Consider the following 17,858-nt stretch of genomic DNA (forward strand, 5'->3'; position numbering starts at 1 on the left):
TGGCGCCTGAACTGCCGCTTTCGCGAGCAAGCTCGCTCCCACAGGGGAATGCATTCCAAATGTGGGAGCGAGCTTGCTCGCGAATGAAGTCGACACCGTTTTAACTGATTCACATCTTTCCAGAGACCCGAAATGAGACTGTCCCGCTTCTTTATCGACGCCCCCCTGAGCACCGGCGAACACGAATTGCCGGAAGCCCAGGCGCATTACATCAGCCGCGTGCTGCGCATGGCCGAGGGCGATGCGGTGCAGCTGTTCGACGGTTCTGGCCATGAGTTTCGCGGCGCCCTGCTGGAAGTCGGCAAGAAACGCGTGACCGTGCAGATCGACGAGCAATTCGCCGGTCAGATCGAGTCGCCGCTGCACATCCACCTCGGCCAAGGCCTGTCCCGTGGCGAGCGCATGGATTGGGCGATCCAGAAAGCCACCGAACTGGGCGTGAATGAAATCACCCCGATCTTCAGTGACCGCTGCGAAGTCCGTCTCAAGGACGAACGCGCCGACAAACGCCTGCTGCACTGGCGTCAGGTGGCGATCAGTGCGTGCGAACAATGCGGTCGTTCGCGGGTGCCGGTGATTCATCCGCCGGTGTTGTTGGCAGACTGGATCAAGCAGAGCGAAGCCGAGTTGAAACTGGTGTTGCATCCGGTGGCAGAGCCGTTAGTGAGTCATGCCAAACCGGCGACGCTGGCGTTCTTGATCGGGCCTGAGGGCGGTTTGACGGATGCCGAAGTCGAGCAGGCCAAAGGCAACGGCTTCCACGCCGCCCGCCTCGGCCCGCGCGTATTGCGTACCGAGACCGCGCCGGTGGTTGCACTGGCGGTGGCCCAGCAGCTTTGGGGTGACTTCTAAGGCCCCATCGCTGGCAGGCTAGCTCCCACATTGGATCTAGGGTGTTCACAAAATCTGTGTTCACTGAAGATCTACTGTGGGAGCGAGCTTGCTCGCGAATGCGGTGTGTCATTCAGCAAAAATGTTGGTTGACCTGACACCTTCGCGAGCAAGCTCGCTCCCACAGGAATTGCATTTACAGGACGTAAAACAGAATCGCCACAAAGTGCAGCAAACTCCCGGCGATCACGAACAGATGCCAGATCCCGTGCGCATGTCGCAACCGGTGATCGAGGGCAAAAAAGATAATCCCCACCGTGTACAAAATCCCACCCGACGCCAGCCAGGCAAACCCTGTAGTGCCCAGCGCCGCGATCAAAGGTTTCACCGCCACCAACACAATCCAGCCCATCACCGCGTAAATCACGATCGACAGAATCCGCGCCTCGGAGCGCGGTTTGATCTCTTGCAGGATGCCGATCAGCGCCAGTCCCCAGACAATCCCGAACAGCGTCCAGCCCCACGGCCCGCGCAGGGTCACCAGGCAGAACGGCGTGTAGCTGCCGGCAATCAGCAGGTAGATCGAAAAATGATCGACTTTCTTCATGATCGCTTTCTTGCGCCCGCGCACGCTGTGGTACACGGTCGAGGCACTGTAGAGCACCAGCAAGGTAAACGCGTAAATCGCCACACTGACGATCTTCCACGGGCTGCCATCCAGGCAGGCGATCGCCAGCATCCATACGCCGCCGACAAAAGCCGCCACTGCCCCGACCAGATGGGTCCAGGCGTTCAATCGTTCTCCGTGATACATGTATTGCTCACCTCACATTCGTTACCGCAGCGCGCAAGGCTCGGGCCTTGAGCGTAAAAGCGCAATGTTTCTGTTCAACATCAGCCTGCGCGCGTCGTGGTAATTGGGCACAATCGGCCGATACCAAAAAGAGTCCGCGCCATGCTGATCGACGAAGAATTGACCCTGAAAAAACTCGAGGTGTTCCTCGCCTTCATGCGCACCGGCAACCTCGCCCGCGCCGCCGCCGAGCTGCAGACCAGCAACGTCAGCGTGCACCGCGCGATTCACTCGCTGGAAAGCGCCCTGCGCTGCCCGCTGTTCAAACACGAAGGCCGCAACCTGACGCCGCTGGAAAGCGCTTATGTGCTGGAAGAACGCGCGCAGAAGCTGATCAACGACGTCGTCGAAAGCGTGCGCCTGACCCGTGAAGCCGCCGGGTTCTCCGCCGAGCGCTTCAAACTTGGCTCGCTGTATTCGCTGACAGTGAAAACCGTGCCGCAGCTGATCATGGGTTTGAAGATCCGCCGCAGCGAACTCAATATCGACCTGATCCTCGGCTCGAACATCGACCTGCTCTACAAGCTGAAAAACATGGAAGTCGACGCGATCCTGGTGTCGCTGGACGACAGCATCAATGACCCGGATTGCGAACAGATTGCGCTGTTTTCCGACGACATCTTCCTCGCCACCCCGGCGGATTCAAAGTTCGCCCAGCGCAGTGAAGTGGACTTGGCGGAAGTGCGCGATGAAACGTTCATCACCCTGACCCAAGGCTTTGCCACGCATCAGGACGGTAACCGGGTATTCAAGCAGGCGGGGTTCGAGCCGAAGGTGGCGATGCAAGTGAATGACATTTTCACGCTGTTGAGCATGGTCAGTTCGGGGGTGGGTTATGCATTGCTGCCGGGGCGGATTGCGGCGGTGTATGAGAATCGGGTGAAGTTGATTCCGTTGCAGGAGAAGTACCGGTTGCAGCAGCATATTGGCGTGGTGTTTTTGAAGGCCAAGGAGAGGGATCCGAATTTGCTGGCGTTGCTGGCGGAGTGTCGGATGTATGCGAATCGGCAGGCAGGGGTTTAGATCAAGATCAAGATCAAGAGCTACCCCCTCACCCCAGCCCTCTCCCCCAAGGGGTAGAGGGGAAAGGGAGCAGATCTTCATGGGTTTCAAGACCTGAGTTCGACTCAGGACTTTCAAGTCGGCGTACCTCCAACATCAACCTCGGTCAGTCCCCTCTGCCTCAAAGGTTAGATGGGGAAAGCGAGCAGATCTCCGTGGGTTTCAAGGCCTGAGTTCGACATAAGAATTTCAGGTCGATGTATAACGCCAAGACACCTCGGTCAGTCCCCTCTCCCTCCGGGAGAGGGCTAGGGTGAGGGGCTGTTGATCTTCAGCCCACAATCCCGCGAACAATGAAAAACAACAGCGATGGCCCAAGCAAGCACCCAAGCCCGGTATGAAACGTAGCCGTCAACGCCCCGTAAGGCACCAACCGCCGATCCGTCGCCGCCAATCCGGCGGTCACGCCGCTGACAGTACCGGCCAACCCACCAAACACCATCGCCGAACGCGGGTTATCCAGGCCCATCCAGCGCGCCGCCACCGGCGTGCCGACCATCACCAGAATCGCCTTGATCAACCCGGTGGCAATCGACAGCGCCATCACATCCGACGTCGCGCCAATCGCCGCACCCGTCACCGGCCCAACAATATAAGTCACCGCACCCGCGCCAATGGTGGTCATGCTCACCGCATCGCGATAACCGAACGCCCACGCCATGCACGCGCCGACAATGAACGGCAAAATCGTGCCCAGCAACAACGCGATCACACCAATCAACCCGGCCTTCTTCGCCTCGGTCGCCTGCACTTCAAACGCGGTGGCCACAATCGCAAAGTCACGCAGCATCGCCCCGCCCATCAGGCCGATACCGGAGAACAGTGTCAGATCCGCCAAGCCCTTCTGGCCGCCAGTCATGGTGCCGCCGACCCAGGCCAACACCAGACCGATGACGATGGCAATTGCCGAGCCGTGAATGCGTCCGAACGTCAGGCGCTTGGAGAGCACCACCGACACCCACATGATCACGCCGACAAAAGCGAATGCAGTGACCAGCCCGTTGTGTTCCAGACCTTTCTCGATGAGATCCCACATATCAGCGACCTCCTACTGGGGTGCCGACCGGGGAGATTTCCGCCGGTTCGTCGGGCAATGGCTCGCCTTTATGCGTGCGGCTGATCAGGGCAATCGTGCAACCACAGACCACCACCGAACCGATCGCCGCCAGAACCGCGACCGGGCCGCCGTGCAGCGCGGTGACGACGTTCTGTTGCGCGGCCATCGCCACCACCACTGGAATGTACATGGCGCCCCAGAAGCCGACGCCCATCTCGCATTCCTTGGTCATGCCGCCGCGCTTCTGCATCCACAACCGCGCGCAGATCAACAGGATCATGGCGATGCCGACCCCGCCGACATTGGATTTCACGCCCAACAACACGCCGAGCATGTCACCCATGATCACCCCTGCCAGCGTACAGATCGCGAGCAGCGCCACACCGTAAATAATCATTGTTGTAGTCCTCAAAGTGCATCGTCGAATGTTGTTTTTGTTGTTCGAAGCTTGAGTCGCGGCGGTTTAGGGTTGGCGGCTACCCTCCTCAAGCAACAGCGCTTGCAGGGTGTCGAGGCGAGCACTGTCGAAGGCAGTGACCGTGCCCTGCTCGAACACCCGGCGTGCCAGTCCGGTGAGTACTGCACCGGGCGGCAGTTCGATCTGTAAACGCACGCCGCGCTCGTAGGCGCTTTGCACGGTGCCGCGCCAATCCACCACGCGGCACATGTTGAAGGCGAGGTCGTCGCGCAGCGCCTCTACTTTGGTCACAGGACGCGCGCGGCTGCCGCTCAGGTAAGCGATTTTCGGGGTTTTCAGTTCAATCTTGGTGAAGGCTTCGGCGAGGGTTTGCGCCGGTTCGTCCAGCAGTGGGCAGTGCGACGGCACACTCACTGCCAGACGTTTCGCCAGACCGGCACCACGACTGCGCGCCAGTTCGGCCACGGCTTGCATGGCTTTGTCACTACCGGCAATCACCACTTGGTTGTCGGCGTTGATGTTGGCCAGATACACCGGCGAATCTTCGCTGTGCACCTGCGCCATCAGCGTTTCGACTGTGGATAATTGCAGGCCGATAATCGCGGTCATGCCGTAGCCTTGTGGATAAGCTTGCTGCATCAGCTCACCGCGCAGGCTGACCAGATGCAACGCGTCGCTGAAGCTCAGCGCCCCGGCGACCACTGCTGCCGGATAGGCGCCGATGGACAGGCCGGCGACGTAATCCGCCGTGAGTCCGTCCTGCAACAGCTGCCGTGAAGCCGCGACTCCCGCGATCAGCAAACAGAGTTGAACTGCTCTAGTCGTGCTCAATGCTTCGGCAGAATCGAGTAGTAAAACATCTTCGCCGAGTACATCGCTGGCCTCGGTCAACGTTTCCCGAGGCAAGCGTTGAAGCATGCCCGCCTGCTGCGCGCCCTGGCCGGGGAATACCAACAAGCTGCTCACGCTGCCTGCTCCTGCGGATTCCACGGGTCAGTCACCAAACAGGCCTGATACTCGTTTTTCAGCAGCACGCGTGCCGATCCGCTGGCCCACTCGCGCAATGCGACCGCACCGAACGGCGTCTGCAACTGCATGTCGATCCGGCACACGGCTTGATCGAAAATCGCGACGAATTTGCGTGCCTGATTACGGGTGATCAGTTGCGGTGTCCGCAGAATCAGATCGAGATCGCTGGCCGCGTGCATCGCAGTAAAACCACTGGCCAATTCAAACCCGACACTGCCGCTGACACCCCAGATCCAACCGCAATCGTCGAGCATTGGCCGCAGTTGTTTGAGCGCGTGCATGACCGGCAAATCACGCTCGCACTCAACATGACAAAGCGCTTCCGGACTGACGCGACAGGCAATCGAATCGACCGCCATAAACGCCGCCAGCCGCTGCTCGCGCAGCACACCCCGCACGCCAACCGCGATTAAACCTTCCTCGCTCAACGCCCGCCGCACCACCACCGGTTGCCCGGAGGCCAGCGACTCGACTGCCCACAGCGGCGCATCCGCCGGCAACTGCGCCGGGGTCATGCCCCAGAGCAGGTCGTGGGCCAGAGGCGTGTTCACCACTGCGCCCTCAACAGTTCGCGAACCTTGCTGGAGGCCGCACGATTTTTCGCGCCGAGACGATTGCTCAGATCAGTGCTGGAGATATCGCTGATGGCCTGTTTGAGGCATTCGTTCACCCGCGCCAGATCCTCCGCCGTCGGCTGTTCAATCTGCTCAACCGACAGGGTTTCCCAAAGCAATCCGAGACTCGCATAACTGTCGATGTCATAAGCCATCGGCGGCACACTGGCGGCCAGTGCTTCCAGCTCTTCAACACTGCGCAACGTCACCCGCGCCGCCGACGCCTTGCCCATCGCATGCACCATCACACCCGGATCACGCAGCGCGATCAAACGATTGGCCTGGTAACCATGAGCCAGAAACGCCCCGGACATCGCTTTACCGACCAACAACGCAATCACCGGATGCCCGGCCAAACGCGCACGGGCGTAGCCGTCCGCCGCACCGGCCAGCGCCTGATGAATGCCAAGCGCTTCTTCGCGCCGACCATAAGCCTGGCTCGGCACATCGACGATGGCGATAATCGGGCGCTTCTGCGCTTTATCACGATCAGCAGTGATCGCATCATCCACAGCCTTGGCCAACCCCCAGCCTTCGAGCAAACCGACCTCACCATTGCGAGCGCGAGGAAAACGATTGTCCGGGTCAGCCACCACAGCGATGAAACGCCCCAGCTCACCGTCAGCAACTTTCAACGAGGGCGGCAGCCCTTCGACGGCGACAGCGCCCACGCTCAAGGCGTTGAACCAGTTCAAACCGCGCAGTGAATAACCGTTCATGAGCGCTCTCCTTGATACAGGTCGCGAACCACCGACGGTTCGATTTGCCGGTCAGTGTTCAAACTCGCCAGACGTTGCAGAAACCAGTCGGCACGTTGACTGCGCGGCTGCGCCGGCAAACCTTGCTGGAGCAATTCACCGACCTGCTGACGAATCTTCGCCACGTCATCGGCGACATAACGATCGACCAGACCACTGGCGAAACGCTGCTCGCCGCCAGTCAGGCTCCAGATGAATGGCCGGTCGCGCGAGTCGTACTCCTCGATCCCCGCTTCCTGCTCAATCACTTGCGGGCCGTTCAAACCGAGGCGTGCTTCCTGAGTCACCAACAAATAACTGCACAGCGCAGCGGCAATCGACATGCCGCCGAAACACCCAACACTGCCCGCGACCACACCGACCACCGGCTGGTACTGCTGCAAATCGACAATCGCCGCATGAATATCAGCAATCGCCGCCAGCCCGAGATTGGCTTCCTGCAAGCGCACGCCACCGGTTTCCAGCAACAACACCGCGCGCGTCGGAATGCCTTTGCGGTTGTCTTCAGCCGCCAGTTCCAGCGCGCCGGCAATCTTCGCCCCGCCGACTTCGCCAAGGCTGCCACCCTGAAACGCGCCTTCAATCGCGGCAATGACTACCGGCAAACCGTCGAGGCTGCCCTTGGCGATCACTACACCGTCATCGGCCTGCGGCACCACGCCCTGACGTTCAAGCCACGGCGACATCACCCGCTGAAACGGGTCGAGCAATTCGCGAAAGCTGCCGGCATCAAGCAAGGCTTTCGCCCGTTGCCGCGCACCGAGTTCGACGAAGCTGTGTTTGTTGAGCAACGCTGCGCTGTCAGTCATGGCCGATCTCCTCGAAACCTTGTTCCAGACGCAAGCGCACCACCCCCGGCGTCGCGCCGAAATCGTGGATATCGATGGCCATCGCCGGCGGCGTGGTGCCGTCGAACATCCGCGCAAACAGGTGCTGCCAGCGCAGCTGCGCGCCGTTGACCGAGGTCTGCACATTGATCGTCAGCTTGCCGGCCAGACCCGGTTCGATCAGCACTTCCAGATCACCCGAGCCGACACAACCGACCAGCGCGCGACCGCGTGGCGGCTGCCCGGCGGGGAATTCAAACGATAGGGTTTCCATCAAAACGCTCCCTGAAGGATGCCGTCGCGCTCGATACGGTCGAGCAACAGCGTGGCGGCGAGCAAGTCGGCGGCGCCACCGGGCGAGGCATTCAATGCGATGAGTTGTTGATCCAGTTCGTGCAAGCGGCGGCGACCGCTGAGGCTGGCGCTGCCACCGGCGTCGAGCACGGCTTGCGCGCCGAGTTGCATGGCCTGCAAACCCTCTTCACCGGCGCGATAGAGCACGCAGGTGTCGGCCAGATTGGTCATGATTGCGAGCAAGGCGTCGAGCCGGGCGTTCTGTTCACCGTGGCCGTTAGCGCGGCTGAGTTTGAGTTGCGGCAGACCGCGTTGCTGCACCGAGGGGAAGCCGAGTTGCGCTTCTTCCCGAGCGCCGCGAGCGCCGTAACGCAGGGCCACTTGGGCGCCGTGGCTCAAGGGTTTGGGGGCGTGGCGATCGTCCAGCAAGGCCAGGCGTGCGGCGCGTAGGGTCACGGCATTGGCGCTGGAGGATTGCGGTTCCAGCGCAGCGGCCGTCACCAATAATCCCAGCGCCCAAATGGCACCGCGATGCGTGTTCACACCGTTGGTGGTCGTGAGCATGGCTTGCTCGCCTTCACGACCGATGCGGCCAATCGCTTCGCGCAACGTTGAATCGACTTCACCGATTTCAACCGCCGCTTCAGCCATTTCCTTGAACGCCGGCCACAACGACAGCGCCGAAGCGTGCATCAGGCCCAGGTGCAGATCGGTGTGCGCGCCATTGCCGCGACGGTCGACCAGCGCCGGTTTCGGCGACAGATCGGCTTCGTCGATCAAGGCGTCCACCGCCAGATCAGCCAATCGATCAACCAGAGACAGCGGTTTCGCTTGCAGATTAAATGCGTGCATTACCAGCTCCTGAATTTGGCGGGCGGGTTGTACAGCCCGCCGGACCACTCGACCAAATCAGCCACGCTCTTCGCCGCGAGCAGTTCGCGGGTGGCGTCGGTGCGGCGGATGCCGAGGTCTTCGGGCAAGGCGATCAGGCCTTCACGGCGCATGCGTTCGGTGTCTTTCGGGTTGTGGCGCAGGCCGATGGCGGTGACGCCGGCGACCGCAGCGATCATTGCCTGTCGTTCTTCCAGTGAGCGCGCCTTGTACAGGTAGGCGATGCCTTCTTCGGTGAGCAGGTGGGTGACGTCGTCGCCGTAGATCATGATCGGTGCCAGCGGCATGCCGCTTTTCTTCGCCACTTCCACGGCGTCGAGGGTTTCGACGAAGGTCGGTTTGCCGCCCTCCTGGAACGTCTCGACCATTTGCACCACGAGTTTCTTGCCGCGTTCGAGCATCGGTTGCTGCGAGTCGTCGTGGCGCATGTCCAGCCACGCCGGGGTGCCGTGACGGCGACCGCGCGGGTCGTGGCCCATGTTTGGCGCACCACCAAAACCGGCGAGGCGGCCACGGGTGACGGTCGAGGAATGGCCGTCGCCATCGACTTGCAACGTCGCGCCGATAAACAGATCCACCGCGTATTGTCCGGCGAGTTGGCAGAACATCCGGTTGGAACGCAGCGAGCCGTCGCGACCGGTGAAGAACACGTCCGGGCGCGCGGCGATGTAGTTTTCCATGCCCAGTTCGGTGCCGAAGCAATGCACACTTTCGACCCAGCCGCTTTCAATCGCCGGGATCAACGTCGGGTGCGGGTTGAGCGTCCAGTTGCGGCAGATCTTGCCCTTGAGGCCGAGGGATTCGCCGTAGGTCGGCAGGATCAGTTCGATGGCGGCGGTGTTGAAACCGATGCCGTGGTTGAGCGATTGCACGTTGTGTTTTTCGTAGATGCCGCGGATCGCCATCATCGCCATCAACACGTGCACAGGCTTGATGTGGCGTGGGTCGCGGGTGAACAGCGGTTCGATGTAGAACGGCTTGTCGGCGACCACGACGAAATCGACCCACGACGCCGGGATATCCACGCGCGGCAGTTCGCTGACGTCGTCGACCAATTGGTTGACCTGGACGATGACGATGCCGTCGCTGAACGCCGCCGGTTCGATCAGTGCCGGGGTGTCTTCGGTGCTCGGGCCGGTGTAGATGTTGCCGGCGCGGTCGGCCATGAAACCGGCCGAGAGCACGACGTTGGGGATCAGGTCCACCACCAGCCGGGCGTAGAGTTCGATGTAAGTGTGGATCGCGCCGACTTCGAGTAAACCGTCTTCAAGCAACTGGCTGATGCGCAGGCTCTGGGTGCCAGCGAAGGAGAAATCGAGCTTGCGGGCGATGCCGCGTTCGAACAGGTCGAGGTGCTCGGAACGGCCGACGCTGGGCATGATCATGTGCAGGTCGTGGAGCTTTTCCGGGTCGGCTTTGGCCAGCGAACGCGAGAGGAAATCCGCCTGCTTCTGGTTGTTGCCCTCCAGCACCACACGGTCGCCGGGATGGATCAGCGCTTCGAGCGCGGCGACGATCTTGTCGGTGGGCAACACCACACCGTCGGCCAGCCCGCGCACCTGGTCGAGCCGGCGCTGCTTCTCATCGCGCCGCCGCGTCCAGCGCGAGTCGGGGGAAATTGTTGTTGTCATGCTCACTCCACGGGGTTCGCTGTCGTGGAGCTAAGGTAGGCGCGTGGGGTGGGGGCATCAATCAAGCGCGGTGGTGAATCGTTACGCTCAGGGTAACGATCAAGAGCGCCCTCACCCTAGCCCTCTCCCGGAGGGAGAGGGGACCGATTGGGGGATGCTCAAGGAATACGCCGACCTGATCGTGCTTTACCGAATCCATAATCGACTCGGTTTACCAAACCCATAATCGACTCGGATTTTTCAGGTCGATGTATAGCGCAAGACACCTCGGTCGGCCCCCTCTCCCTCCGGGAGAGGGCTGGGGTGAGGGTCGGCTTCTAAATCACTCCGTCGGCACCAACCTGTCCAATACACGATTCACCGCCATTTCCGCCACCATCACCACCTGCGCAATACCTTGCAGCGTTTTACGGTGCGTGCCTTCAACCATAGCCGCGTGGTTATTGAGCATGACCGTGGCCGAGCCGAGAGTTTCGCTGGCGTCGGCCAGCAGGGATTCGGTGTCAGCCTTGGGGTTGGCCATGTACAACGTGTTGGGGGTGTAGGGCGCAGCCATCAGGTCGGGTGACGGCGGGCCGAGGTAATGGTCGAGGGCGCGCTCGGCGGCTTCGTGGAATTTCTTTGAGTCGGGGGATTCGTAGGGGGATGCCGGGTCGGTGGCCGGCGGGTTAGGCGTTGGTTTGAACATGGGGATGAACCTCTATTAGGCCTCACCATCTCGCTGCTAAACGGTAGGGTGGCGGCTATGCGCAAGTTAGCAGACCGGTCAAACCCCAACCCGGCGCACCCGAAGGTGCCATGCGCACAGCCACCATCAAGCGCAGGCGAATGCCTGACTGGATGCGACTTGTACAACCGAGGTAAGGACAAAGCCGGGCTGCTAAACCCGATCACTGGGAATCAGTGACCCAATCCACGTTACGCAGCCAGCCCACGGCGCACAAGCCGGCGGATTCTGGTGCATGCGTAGGCAGCGGCGCAAGGATTTGTAGGCTAGGGAGCCGTAACACAGAGTGTCTTTAAACAACGCGACTGGAAGGCGTTTATTGCGCACAGAGATTGAGGATTTGTCTGTCGGATTGAGGTGTGGCGACTGGCGCTTTCGCGAGCAAGCTCGCTCCCACAGGAGATCTTCAGAGATCGCAGATTTTGTGTACGACATAAGCCCACTGTGGGAGCGAGCTTGCTCGCGAAGAGGCCAGCAAGATCACCGCAAACTCAGGATCAGTGGACGAGACCCGCCTCCACCAACAACTTCTCCAACCCCAACAAATCCGGCACCTTCGCCACTTGCTCCCCGACCTGCACCGCCGCCTGCTCCAGCGAGCACAACGGCACATCGACATAACTCAACTGGCTATCAAGCTTGTACGACCGCGGAATCCCCTGCACCAGCAGCGCAATGAACTTCAACTCCGGCAATCCACCCAGCGCATTGAGAATCACGATCCGCGCGCGCTCGCCAATGACGATTTTCTGCCCGCACGCCGACTCAAAACTCAGCAACGGAATCTGCCGCTCACGCCACTTCACTCGCCCCAGATACCAAGGCGGCGTATCCAGATCGAAGGCGCTGGCCTGGTAATCGATCAGCTCAGCGACAGCGACGTTAGGCAGGATCAAATTGCGATCCGCCAGCGGCAGCAACAACCCGGTCAGTTGACTGGTGCGCGGATTATGCCGGCGCTCATGCATGTTTCTTGCTCCACTGGGCAATGCTTTCAAGCAGCACCGACTCTTGATACGGCTTGCCGAGGTAGTCGTTGACGCCGATGGCCATGGCGCGGTCGCGGTGTTTCTGCCCGGTGCGCGAGGTGATCATGATGATCGGCAGGTGTTGCAGGCGCTCGTCGTTGCGCACCTGGGTGGCGACTTCGAAGCCGTCCATGCGCGGCATTTCGATGTCGAGCAGCATCAGGTCGGGCATGTGCTCTTCGAGCAGCAGCATGGCGTCGACACCGTCCTTGGCGGTCAGCACGTTCATGCCGTGGCGTTCGAGCAAACGACTGGTGACCTTGCGCACGGTGACCGAGTCGTCGACCACCATCACCAGCAGCGGCTTGTGCGGTTCGCTGTCGATCTCCGGCAGCGTCGGCGTCTGCGCAACCCGCGCTTGCATCGCCCGAATCGGTGCGAGCAAATCGAGAATCAGCACCACCCGGCCATCGCCGAGAATCGTCGCGCCGGACACGCCCTGCACCGCCGCGAATTGTGCGCCAAGGCTCTTGACCACGATCTCGCGAGTGCCGGCCATGGTGTCGACCTGCACGGCGATGCGCCGGTCGTTGTAGTGCACCAGCAGCACCGGCAATGGCAGGTTCTGGCCAAGCAGTTTCGGCCGTGGCGCGGTTTTCAGCAGTTCGCCGAGGTAGCACAGCTCATAGGTCTGGCCGCCGTATTGGTAGCGCGGCGGATCAACCCGGAAGTGCGCTTCCAGGTCATTCGGCAACACGCGAACAATGCCTTCGATGGTGTTCAGCGGAATCGCGTATTGATCCTCGCCACACTGCACCATCAGCGCACGGTTGACCGACACGGTGAACGGCAGACGAATGCGGAAATGCACGCCCTGCCCCGGCACCGAATCAATGCTCATGCTGCCGCCCAGTTGCCGCACCTCTTCATGCACCACGTCCATGCCGACGCCGCGCCCGGAAATCTGCGTAATCTTTTCCGCTGTGGAAAACCCCGGTTGAAGGATGAACTGCAACACGTCGCGGTCGCTGATCTCGGCTTCCGGCGCGAGCATGCCGCGCTTGATTGCCTTCTTGCGCACGGCTTCCAGAGGCACCCCGGCACCGTCGTCGCGAATATCGAAAACAATGTCGCCGCCCTCGCGGGACAGGTCGAGGCTGATCTGCCCTTGCGCCGGTTTACCCGCCGCCAGCCGCACTTCGGCGGACTCCAGACCGTGGTCGACGGCGTTGCGCAGCATGTGTTCCAGCGGCGCCGCCATGCGTTCGAGTACGTTACGATCCATTTCGCCTTCGGCGTTGCCGACGACGAAGGCGACGTCTTTGTTCAGTTCTTCGGCGACTTGGCGGACGATGCGTTTCAAACGCGGCAACATGCGTTCGAACGGCACCATGCGCGTGCGCATCAGGCCTTCCTGCAATTCGGTGTTGATGCGGCCCTGTTGCTGCAACAGGTTCTCGGCGTCGTGATTGCGGCGGTCGAGGGTTTCCTTGAGGTCGAGCAAGTCGGATGCCGATTCGAACAGCGCCCGCGACAATTGCTGCAACTGCGAATGGCGGTCCATTTCCAGCGGGTCGAATTCTTCGTAGCCGAGGCGTTCGGCGTCGACTTGCTGACGGCTGAGAATCCGCCCCTGAGTTTCGGTGTCGAGGCGGCGCAACTGATCACGCATGCGTTCGATGGTGGTTTCCATCTCGTTCAGGGCGATCTGCGCGTCGTTGACCTGCTGTTCAATACGGCCACGGAAAATCGAGGTTTCGCCGGCCAGATTGACCAACTCGTCGAGCAGTTCGGCGGAGACTTTGACCATGTCCGCGCCAGCCTCGGCAGCCGGCGGTGCAGGTTCAGTCTTGGCGGGCAGCGGCAACGCTGGCGGTGTTTCGACCGTTACCGGATGACTGAAATTCTGGATCGCATTGATCAACCGATCCGCCGGCGGGCACGGTTGCCCGGCGCGCACGCCATCAAGCATTTGCGCCAAGCGATCATGCCCACGCTGCACCAGCGCAAACAGCTCCGCCGATGGCTGCAACGTGCCGCTGGAAAGACTTTCGTAAAGGTATTCCAGCTCATGCGCGAGGTCGCCGATCGGGCCGATTTCGACCATTCGCGCGCCACCCTTGAGCGTGTGCAGATCGCGCAGCAGGGTTTCCACTTCCTGACGATTGCCCGGCTCCGCCTGCCAGCGCAGCAACGCGGCGCCGGAGTTTTCGATGATGTCGAAACCTTCTTCGAGGAAGATCTCCAGCAACTCCGGATCATGGCCAGCGCTGTCGTGCTCGGTTGTAGCTGGCGGCGCTTCGGCAACGTTCTGACCTTGGCGGACCTGACGGATGACTTCGATCAGATCCTGTGCCGGCGTCAGCGGCTGATGATTTTGCAGTTGATCAAGCAACAACGCCAAGCGGTCATGGCTCTTGAGCAGCAAGCGCCCCAGGCTTTCGCTGTAGTGATAACGACGATCAACCAGACCTTCGTAAAGGCTTTCCAGCTCCTGTGCCAGATCGCCGATGGCCTCGACTTCGGCCATCCGCGCGCCACCCTTGAGCGTATGCAAATCGCGCTGCAACGAGGACAGCGGCGCAACGTTGTCCGGGTCGCTCAGCCAGCGCTGCAAGGCTTGGCCTGAGCTGTCGAGAATGTCCACGGCCTCTTCAAGGAAGATCTCGACAATCTCGTCATCGGGTTCAAGCGCCGTTGCCTTTTGCTGCAACTCAGCGGTGGCGCTGCCCAGTTCACGGATGCTCAAAGTGCGGCTGCCATCGCTGCGGATCAAGCCCATGGACGACGGGTCAAGACTCTCATCGAGCAGATCATGCAAAGCACGAATCCGCTCTGGCTGCGGCGTGACTTCCTGCCCGGCCGCCAGTTCGTCGAGCATGTTGATCAGCGCTTCGTGAGCGTTTTGCGCCTCCTGGAAAAACCGTTCGCTTACCGCCAGGCTGCTTTCTTCCACAGCGCCATACAGGTCGAGCAAGGCTTCACACAGGACATCGACCGGCAGCAGATCGGCCATGTGCGCGCCTTCGCCAAGCGTCGTCAGTTCATCCAGCAAGGCGCTGAGTTCCTGACGCTCGCCGGGGTGTTGCTGCCAGCGCTGCAAGAGGTTTTCGGCGTCGAGGAGGATGTCCATGCCTTGGGCGAGGAAGTTGTTGATCAGTTGCGGATCACGCTTGATCCGCAGGCCGGTGTGCGGCGCATCGAGGATCGACGCCAGACGCTCGGCGAGCAGGGTTTCCGAGCGTTTGATCAGCGACTGCGCACCGACAATCGGTGCCAGCGGATCATGCTTGAGTTGACGCAGGCCGACGCGGAACAAGCCCTCGGCTTCGAGCAGCAATTCCACTTCGTCGAGGTCCAGCGGCAACTGGTGCGCCTTGAACTCGCGGGCCAGTTGATCGAGCGGTGCAGCGAGTTCAGCAATCGGCAACACCCCGGCCATCGACGCACTGCCCTTGAGCGTATGCAAGGCGCGCTGCAACTCGTCGCTGGCCTGCAACGGCACGTGTTCGGCGGCTTGATCGAGAAAGCGATTGAGGCTGGCGAGGTGGGTCTCGGCTTCTTTGCGGAAGATCTCCAGCAACAGCGGATCGAGCGCGGCGACATCGTCGACGTCTTCGGCGGCCAGCGGCTCGTCGCCCTTGGCCAAAGCGTGAGCACGGGCAGCGAGTTGATCGACATCGCTGCGCTGCCGTTGGCTGTTAGTGGCGAATTCGCTGATCAGTTCGGGCAGCAACAGCACGGTGTCGGTCAGCACTTGCTGCACCACCGAGCCCGGCTCGACACTTTGTTCGAGCACACGGTTGAGCAGGTTTTCCACCGACCACGCCAGTTCACCGAGAATCAGCGCGCGGACCATGCGCCCGCTGCCCTTCAAGGTGTGAAAGGCGCGACGCAGTTCGGTCAGCGCATCGCGGTCCTGCGAATTGGCGATCCAGCGCGGCAGGTATTCATGGAGGACTTCGAGGACTTCATCGGTCTCTTCGAGGAACACTTCGCGCAGTTCATCGTCGACCGGCTCTTCATCGGCCGGCGGCGGCATCAGGCTGCCGGGCGTCATCAATGCAGGGGGATTGAGCGCTGACACCGGGCTGGCCAGAACGTCGGCCAGCGACTGTACGGTTTCCGGATCATCGAGCGCCTGCATGTCCTGCATCACCAACGCTTCGCTGGGGCTGAGCACGTCTTCGAGCACCGGCACGTGCGGCTCATTTGGAAAAAAACCCAGACTGGCGAGGGACTTCTGCGCGACGTCCAGCAATTGCTCGCCCGGGGCCTGTGGGTCATCGCTCAAGCGTTCCAGGTAATACTCGAGGCTGCTGATGACATCGGCCAGATGATCGAGTTGCTCCCAACCCGGCTCGTGCGGATCGAGCAGCAAATGTTCGCGGATAAACCCGTTGCACGCTTCGACCAGACTCGCCGCGCGGCTGAGCGGAATCATCGCCAGCGCACCGCGCACCTGGGTCAGCAGCGCCGGCAACGGTTGCAGGTGCTGGCGATCCCAATCGGCGTCGATGTAGTCGACGATCATGTCCTTGGCCTGTTGCAGGCAGATGCGTGCTTCCTTGATGACGATCTGATGGATCTGCGTCAGGTCGGTGGTCGGCAGGCGCGAATCTTCCGGGCTTTCCGGCTCGACGGTGCCGACCATGCCGGCCAGCGTCGCTTCGACGTAAAGCAGCGCACCGGCAACGTCCATCAGGATCGCGTCATTCGGTTCGCGCTGGCCTTGGGCAAGGCTGAGCACCACGGCCAATTGATCGATGATGACTTTGCGCGGCTGGCCGAAACCGAGCACGGCCAACGTGTCGGCGATCTGCCGCAGCGGCGCCAGCAAACTCTCCAGATCCGAGGTGTGCTGACGGTCGCTGCGCACGAACAGGTCGAGGCGTTCCTTGACCCGCACCAGTTCTTCGCACAGTGCTGCCAGCACCGAGCGCATCGCATCGCGGTCGGGGCCGGCCAGGCGCGCGCGTTCTTCGTCGACCATCGCGCTGTCGGGCAACGCGTCGTCCAGGGAGTAGCGATCTTTCATGGTCAGCATCTGCCCGGTGGGATGTTCGGCTTTGGCAATATAGAACAACAGGCTTTTCAGCAGCTCCGCCGGCGCCGGCTGATTGAGGCCAGACAGGCCTTGTTCGAGCAGACGCTTGAGTTCTTTGTCGGCGTCCTTGAACAGACTGCGCAGCGCCGGGCTGTTGGCAATGACGCCTTCGCGCATGCCTTCGACCAGCGCCGAGGCGACCTGCCACAACGGGCTCAGCGGCGAATCACCGCTCAGCGCTTCGAGGCGGGTGAAGACTTTGGCCAGATATTCGAGGTGCGTCTGGTCATCTTGTTCGCGCAGCAAACCGACCAAAGCCATTTGCAGCATCTGCCGCAGTTTACGCAGCACGTTCGGCAGTTCCGCCGGTTCCAGCAGTGCCAACGCCGCTGCGTTGAGCGGCGGTAAATCGGGCAGTTGCGGGCTGAACAGGCTGGTTTCCGAGAGCAGGCTTTCGCCCCGGGCACTGCGCAGATCGTTGATCAGCGGCAACACCACCAACGGCAGATCCCGGCGAGCGCTCTGCACACGGTCGAGGTAGATCGGCAATTGCCCAAGGGCTTGCAGCAACAAGTGCAGCGCTTCGTCGCGGTGGCTGACGCGCTCGTGCTGCAGGGCCTCGACCAGATGCTCCATCTCTTCGGCGAGCAAGGCTGCACCGTAGAACTCGACCATCTGCAGGCTGCCGTGAACCTGATGGATGTAATCCAGGCACTCGTCCAGCCCCGGAAAAGCCTGCGGATCATCGAGCACGGCTTCAATCGCCTGATGCGCCTGCTTCAGCGTTTCGGCAATTTCGCCCTTGACCCATTCCAGGGCCACATAGTCGTGCCGATCACCCATAACCACTC

Annotated in this window: 15 protein-coding genes and 1 pseudogene; 2 read left to right on the top strand and 14 right to left on the bottom strand. The window is 61.3% G+C overall.

What is annotated here, in order from left to right:
- Positions 1 to 132 precede the first annotated feature (132 nt).
- Positions 133 to 852 carry a 16S rRNA (uracil(1498)-N(3))-methyltransferase gene (locus tag A8O26_RS00075; protein ID WP_064116246.1) on the top strand — a complete coding sequence of 240 codons (720 nt, stop codon included), beginning with the start codon at positions 133 to 135 and terminating at the stop codon, positions 850 to 852.
- A 74-nt stretch (positions 853 to 926) separates the two neighbouring features.
- Here A8O26_RS00075 and A8O26_RS30090 read toward each other — a convergent pair.
- Together A8O26_RS30090 and trhA are read right to left on the bottom strand one after the other, a co-directional pair.
- Positions 927 to 1,022 (bottom strand): annotated as a pseudogene (locus A8O26_RS30090) (metal ABC transporter ATP-binding protein); the annotation flags it as partial.
- A 5-nt stretch (positions 1,023 to 1,027) separates the two neighbouring features.
- Positions 1,028 to 1,645: a PAQR family membrane homeostasis protein TrhA gene (gene trhA / locus A8O26_RS00080; RefSeq protein ID WP_064116247.1), complete on the bottom strand. Its 618-nt coding sequence runs from the start codon at positions 1,643 to 1,645 to the stop codon at positions 1,028 to 1,030.
- Between the two features lie 141 nt (positions 1,646 to 1,786).
- Between trhA and A8O26_RS00085 the strand changes: the two genes are divergently transcribed.
- Entirely contained in the window at positions 1,787 to 2,707 is a 921-nt protein-coding gene (locus A8O26_RS00085; protein WP_034153639.1) for a LysR family transcriptional regulator, read from the top strand.
- A 310-nt stretch (positions 2,708 to 3,017) separates the two neighbouring features.
- Here A8O26_RS00085 and madM read toward each other — a convergent pair whose 3' ends face one another.
- The 12 genes from madM to A8O26_RS00145 all read right to left on the bottom strand — a co-directional run bounded on the left by madM (position 3,018) and on the right by A8O26_RS00145 (position 17,850).
- Positions 3,018 to 3,782, bottom strand: coding sequence for a malonate transporter subunit MadM (gene madM, locus A8O26_RS00090; RefSeq protein WP_007913704.1), 765 nt, complete (start codon positions 3,780 to 3,782; stop codon positions 3,018 to 3,020).
- 1 nt (position 3,783) lies between these two features.
- A complete protein-coding gene (gene madL / locus A8O26_RS00095; RefSeq protein ID WP_038358777.1) occupies positions 3,784 to 4,200 on the bottom strand; it encodes a malonate transporter subunit MadL in 417 nt (138 codons plus the stop codon).
- Positions 4,201 to 4,266: 66 nt separating this feature from the next.
- A complete protein-coding gene (mdcH, locus tag A8O26_RS00100) occupies positions 4,267 to 5,187 on the bottom strand; it encodes a malonate decarboxylase subunit epsilon (protein WP_064116248.1) in 921 nt (306 codons plus the stop codon).
- On the bottom strand, positions 5,184 to 5,804 hold the full coding sequence (locus tag A8O26_RS00105; RefSeq protein WP_064116249.1) for a malonate decarboxylase holo-ACP synthase: 621 nt from the start codon (positions 5,802 to 5,804) through the stop codon (positions 5,184 to 5,186). The genes mdcH and A8O26_RS00105 overlap by 4 nt, the downstream gene beginning before the upstream one ends.
- A complete protein-coding gene (mdcE, locus tag A8O26_RS00110; RefSeq protein WP_064116250.1) occupies positions 5,798 to 6,583 on the bottom strand; it encodes a biotin-independent malonate decarboxylase subunit gamma in 786 nt (261 codons plus the stop codon). The genes A8O26_RS00105 and mdcE overlap by 7 nt, the downstream gene beginning before the upstream one ends.
- Positions 6,580 to 7,431 carry a biotin-independent malonate decarboxylase subunit beta gene (locus A8O26_RS00115; protein WP_064116251.1) on the bottom strand — a complete coding sequence of 284 codons (852 nt, stop codon included), beginning with the start codon at positions 7,429 to 7,431 and terminating at the stop codon, positions 6,580 to 6,582. Before A8O26_RS00115 ends, mdcE begins: the two co-directional genes overlap by 4 nt.
- Complete coding sequence (locus A8O26_RS00120) at positions 7,424 to 7,723, bottom strand: malonate decarboxylase subunit delta (RefSeq protein WP_007913697.1); 300 nt, start codon at positions 7,721 to 7,723, stop codon at positions 7,424 to 7,426. The genes A8O26_RS00115 and A8O26_RS00120 overlap by 8 nt, the downstream gene beginning before the upstream one ends.
- Positions 7,723 to 8,595: a triphosphoribosyl-dephospho-CoA synthase gene (locus tag A8O26_RS00125; protein ID WP_064116252.1), complete on the bottom strand. Its 873-nt coding sequence runs from the start codon at positions 8,593 to 8,595 to the stop codon at positions 7,723 to 7,725. The genes A8O26_RS00120 and A8O26_RS00125 overlap by 1 nt, the downstream gene beginning before the upstream one ends.
- Positions 8,595 to 10,265, bottom strand: coding sequence for a malonate decarboxylase subunit alpha (mdcA, locus tag A8O26_RS00130; RefSeq protein ID WP_064116253.1), 1,671 nt, complete (start codon positions 10,263 to 10,265; stop codon positions 8,595 to 8,597). Before mdcA ends, A8O26_RS00125 begins: the two co-directional genes overlap by 1 nt.
- 322 nt (positions 10,266 to 10,587) lie before the next feature.
- The gene (locus tag A8O26_RS00135) at positions 10,588 to 10,953 is read right to left on the bottom strand and encodes a DUF6124 family protein (protein ID WP_064116254.1); all 366 of its coding nucleotides are present in this window, start codon (positions 10,951 to 10,953) and stop codon (positions 10,588 to 10,590) included.
- Positions 10,954 to 11,489: 536 nt separating this feature from the next.
- Positions 11,490 to 11,960: a chemotaxis protein CheW gene (locus A8O26_RS00140; protein WP_064116255.1), complete on the bottom strand. Its 471-nt coding sequence runs from the start codon at positions 11,958 to 11,960 to the stop codon at positions 11,490 to 11,492.
- Positions 11,953 to 17,850 carry an Hpt domain-containing protein gene (locus A8O26_RS00145; RefSeq protein ID WP_064116256.1) on the bottom strand — a complete coding sequence of 1,966 codons (5,898 nt, stop codon included), beginning with the start codon at positions 17,848 to 17,850 and terminating at the stop codon, positions 11,953 to 11,955. Before A8O26_RS00145 ends, A8O26_RS00140 begins: the two co-directional genes overlap by 8 nt.
- Between the last annotated feature and the right edge of the window lie 8 nt (positions 17,851 to 17,858).

It is taken from the genome of Pseudomonas fluorescens (genome assembly GCF_001648775.1).
Lineage (GTDB): Bacteria > Pseudomonadota > Gammaproteobacteria > Pseudomonadales > Pseudomonadaceae > Aquipseudomonas > Aquipseudomonas fluorescens_M.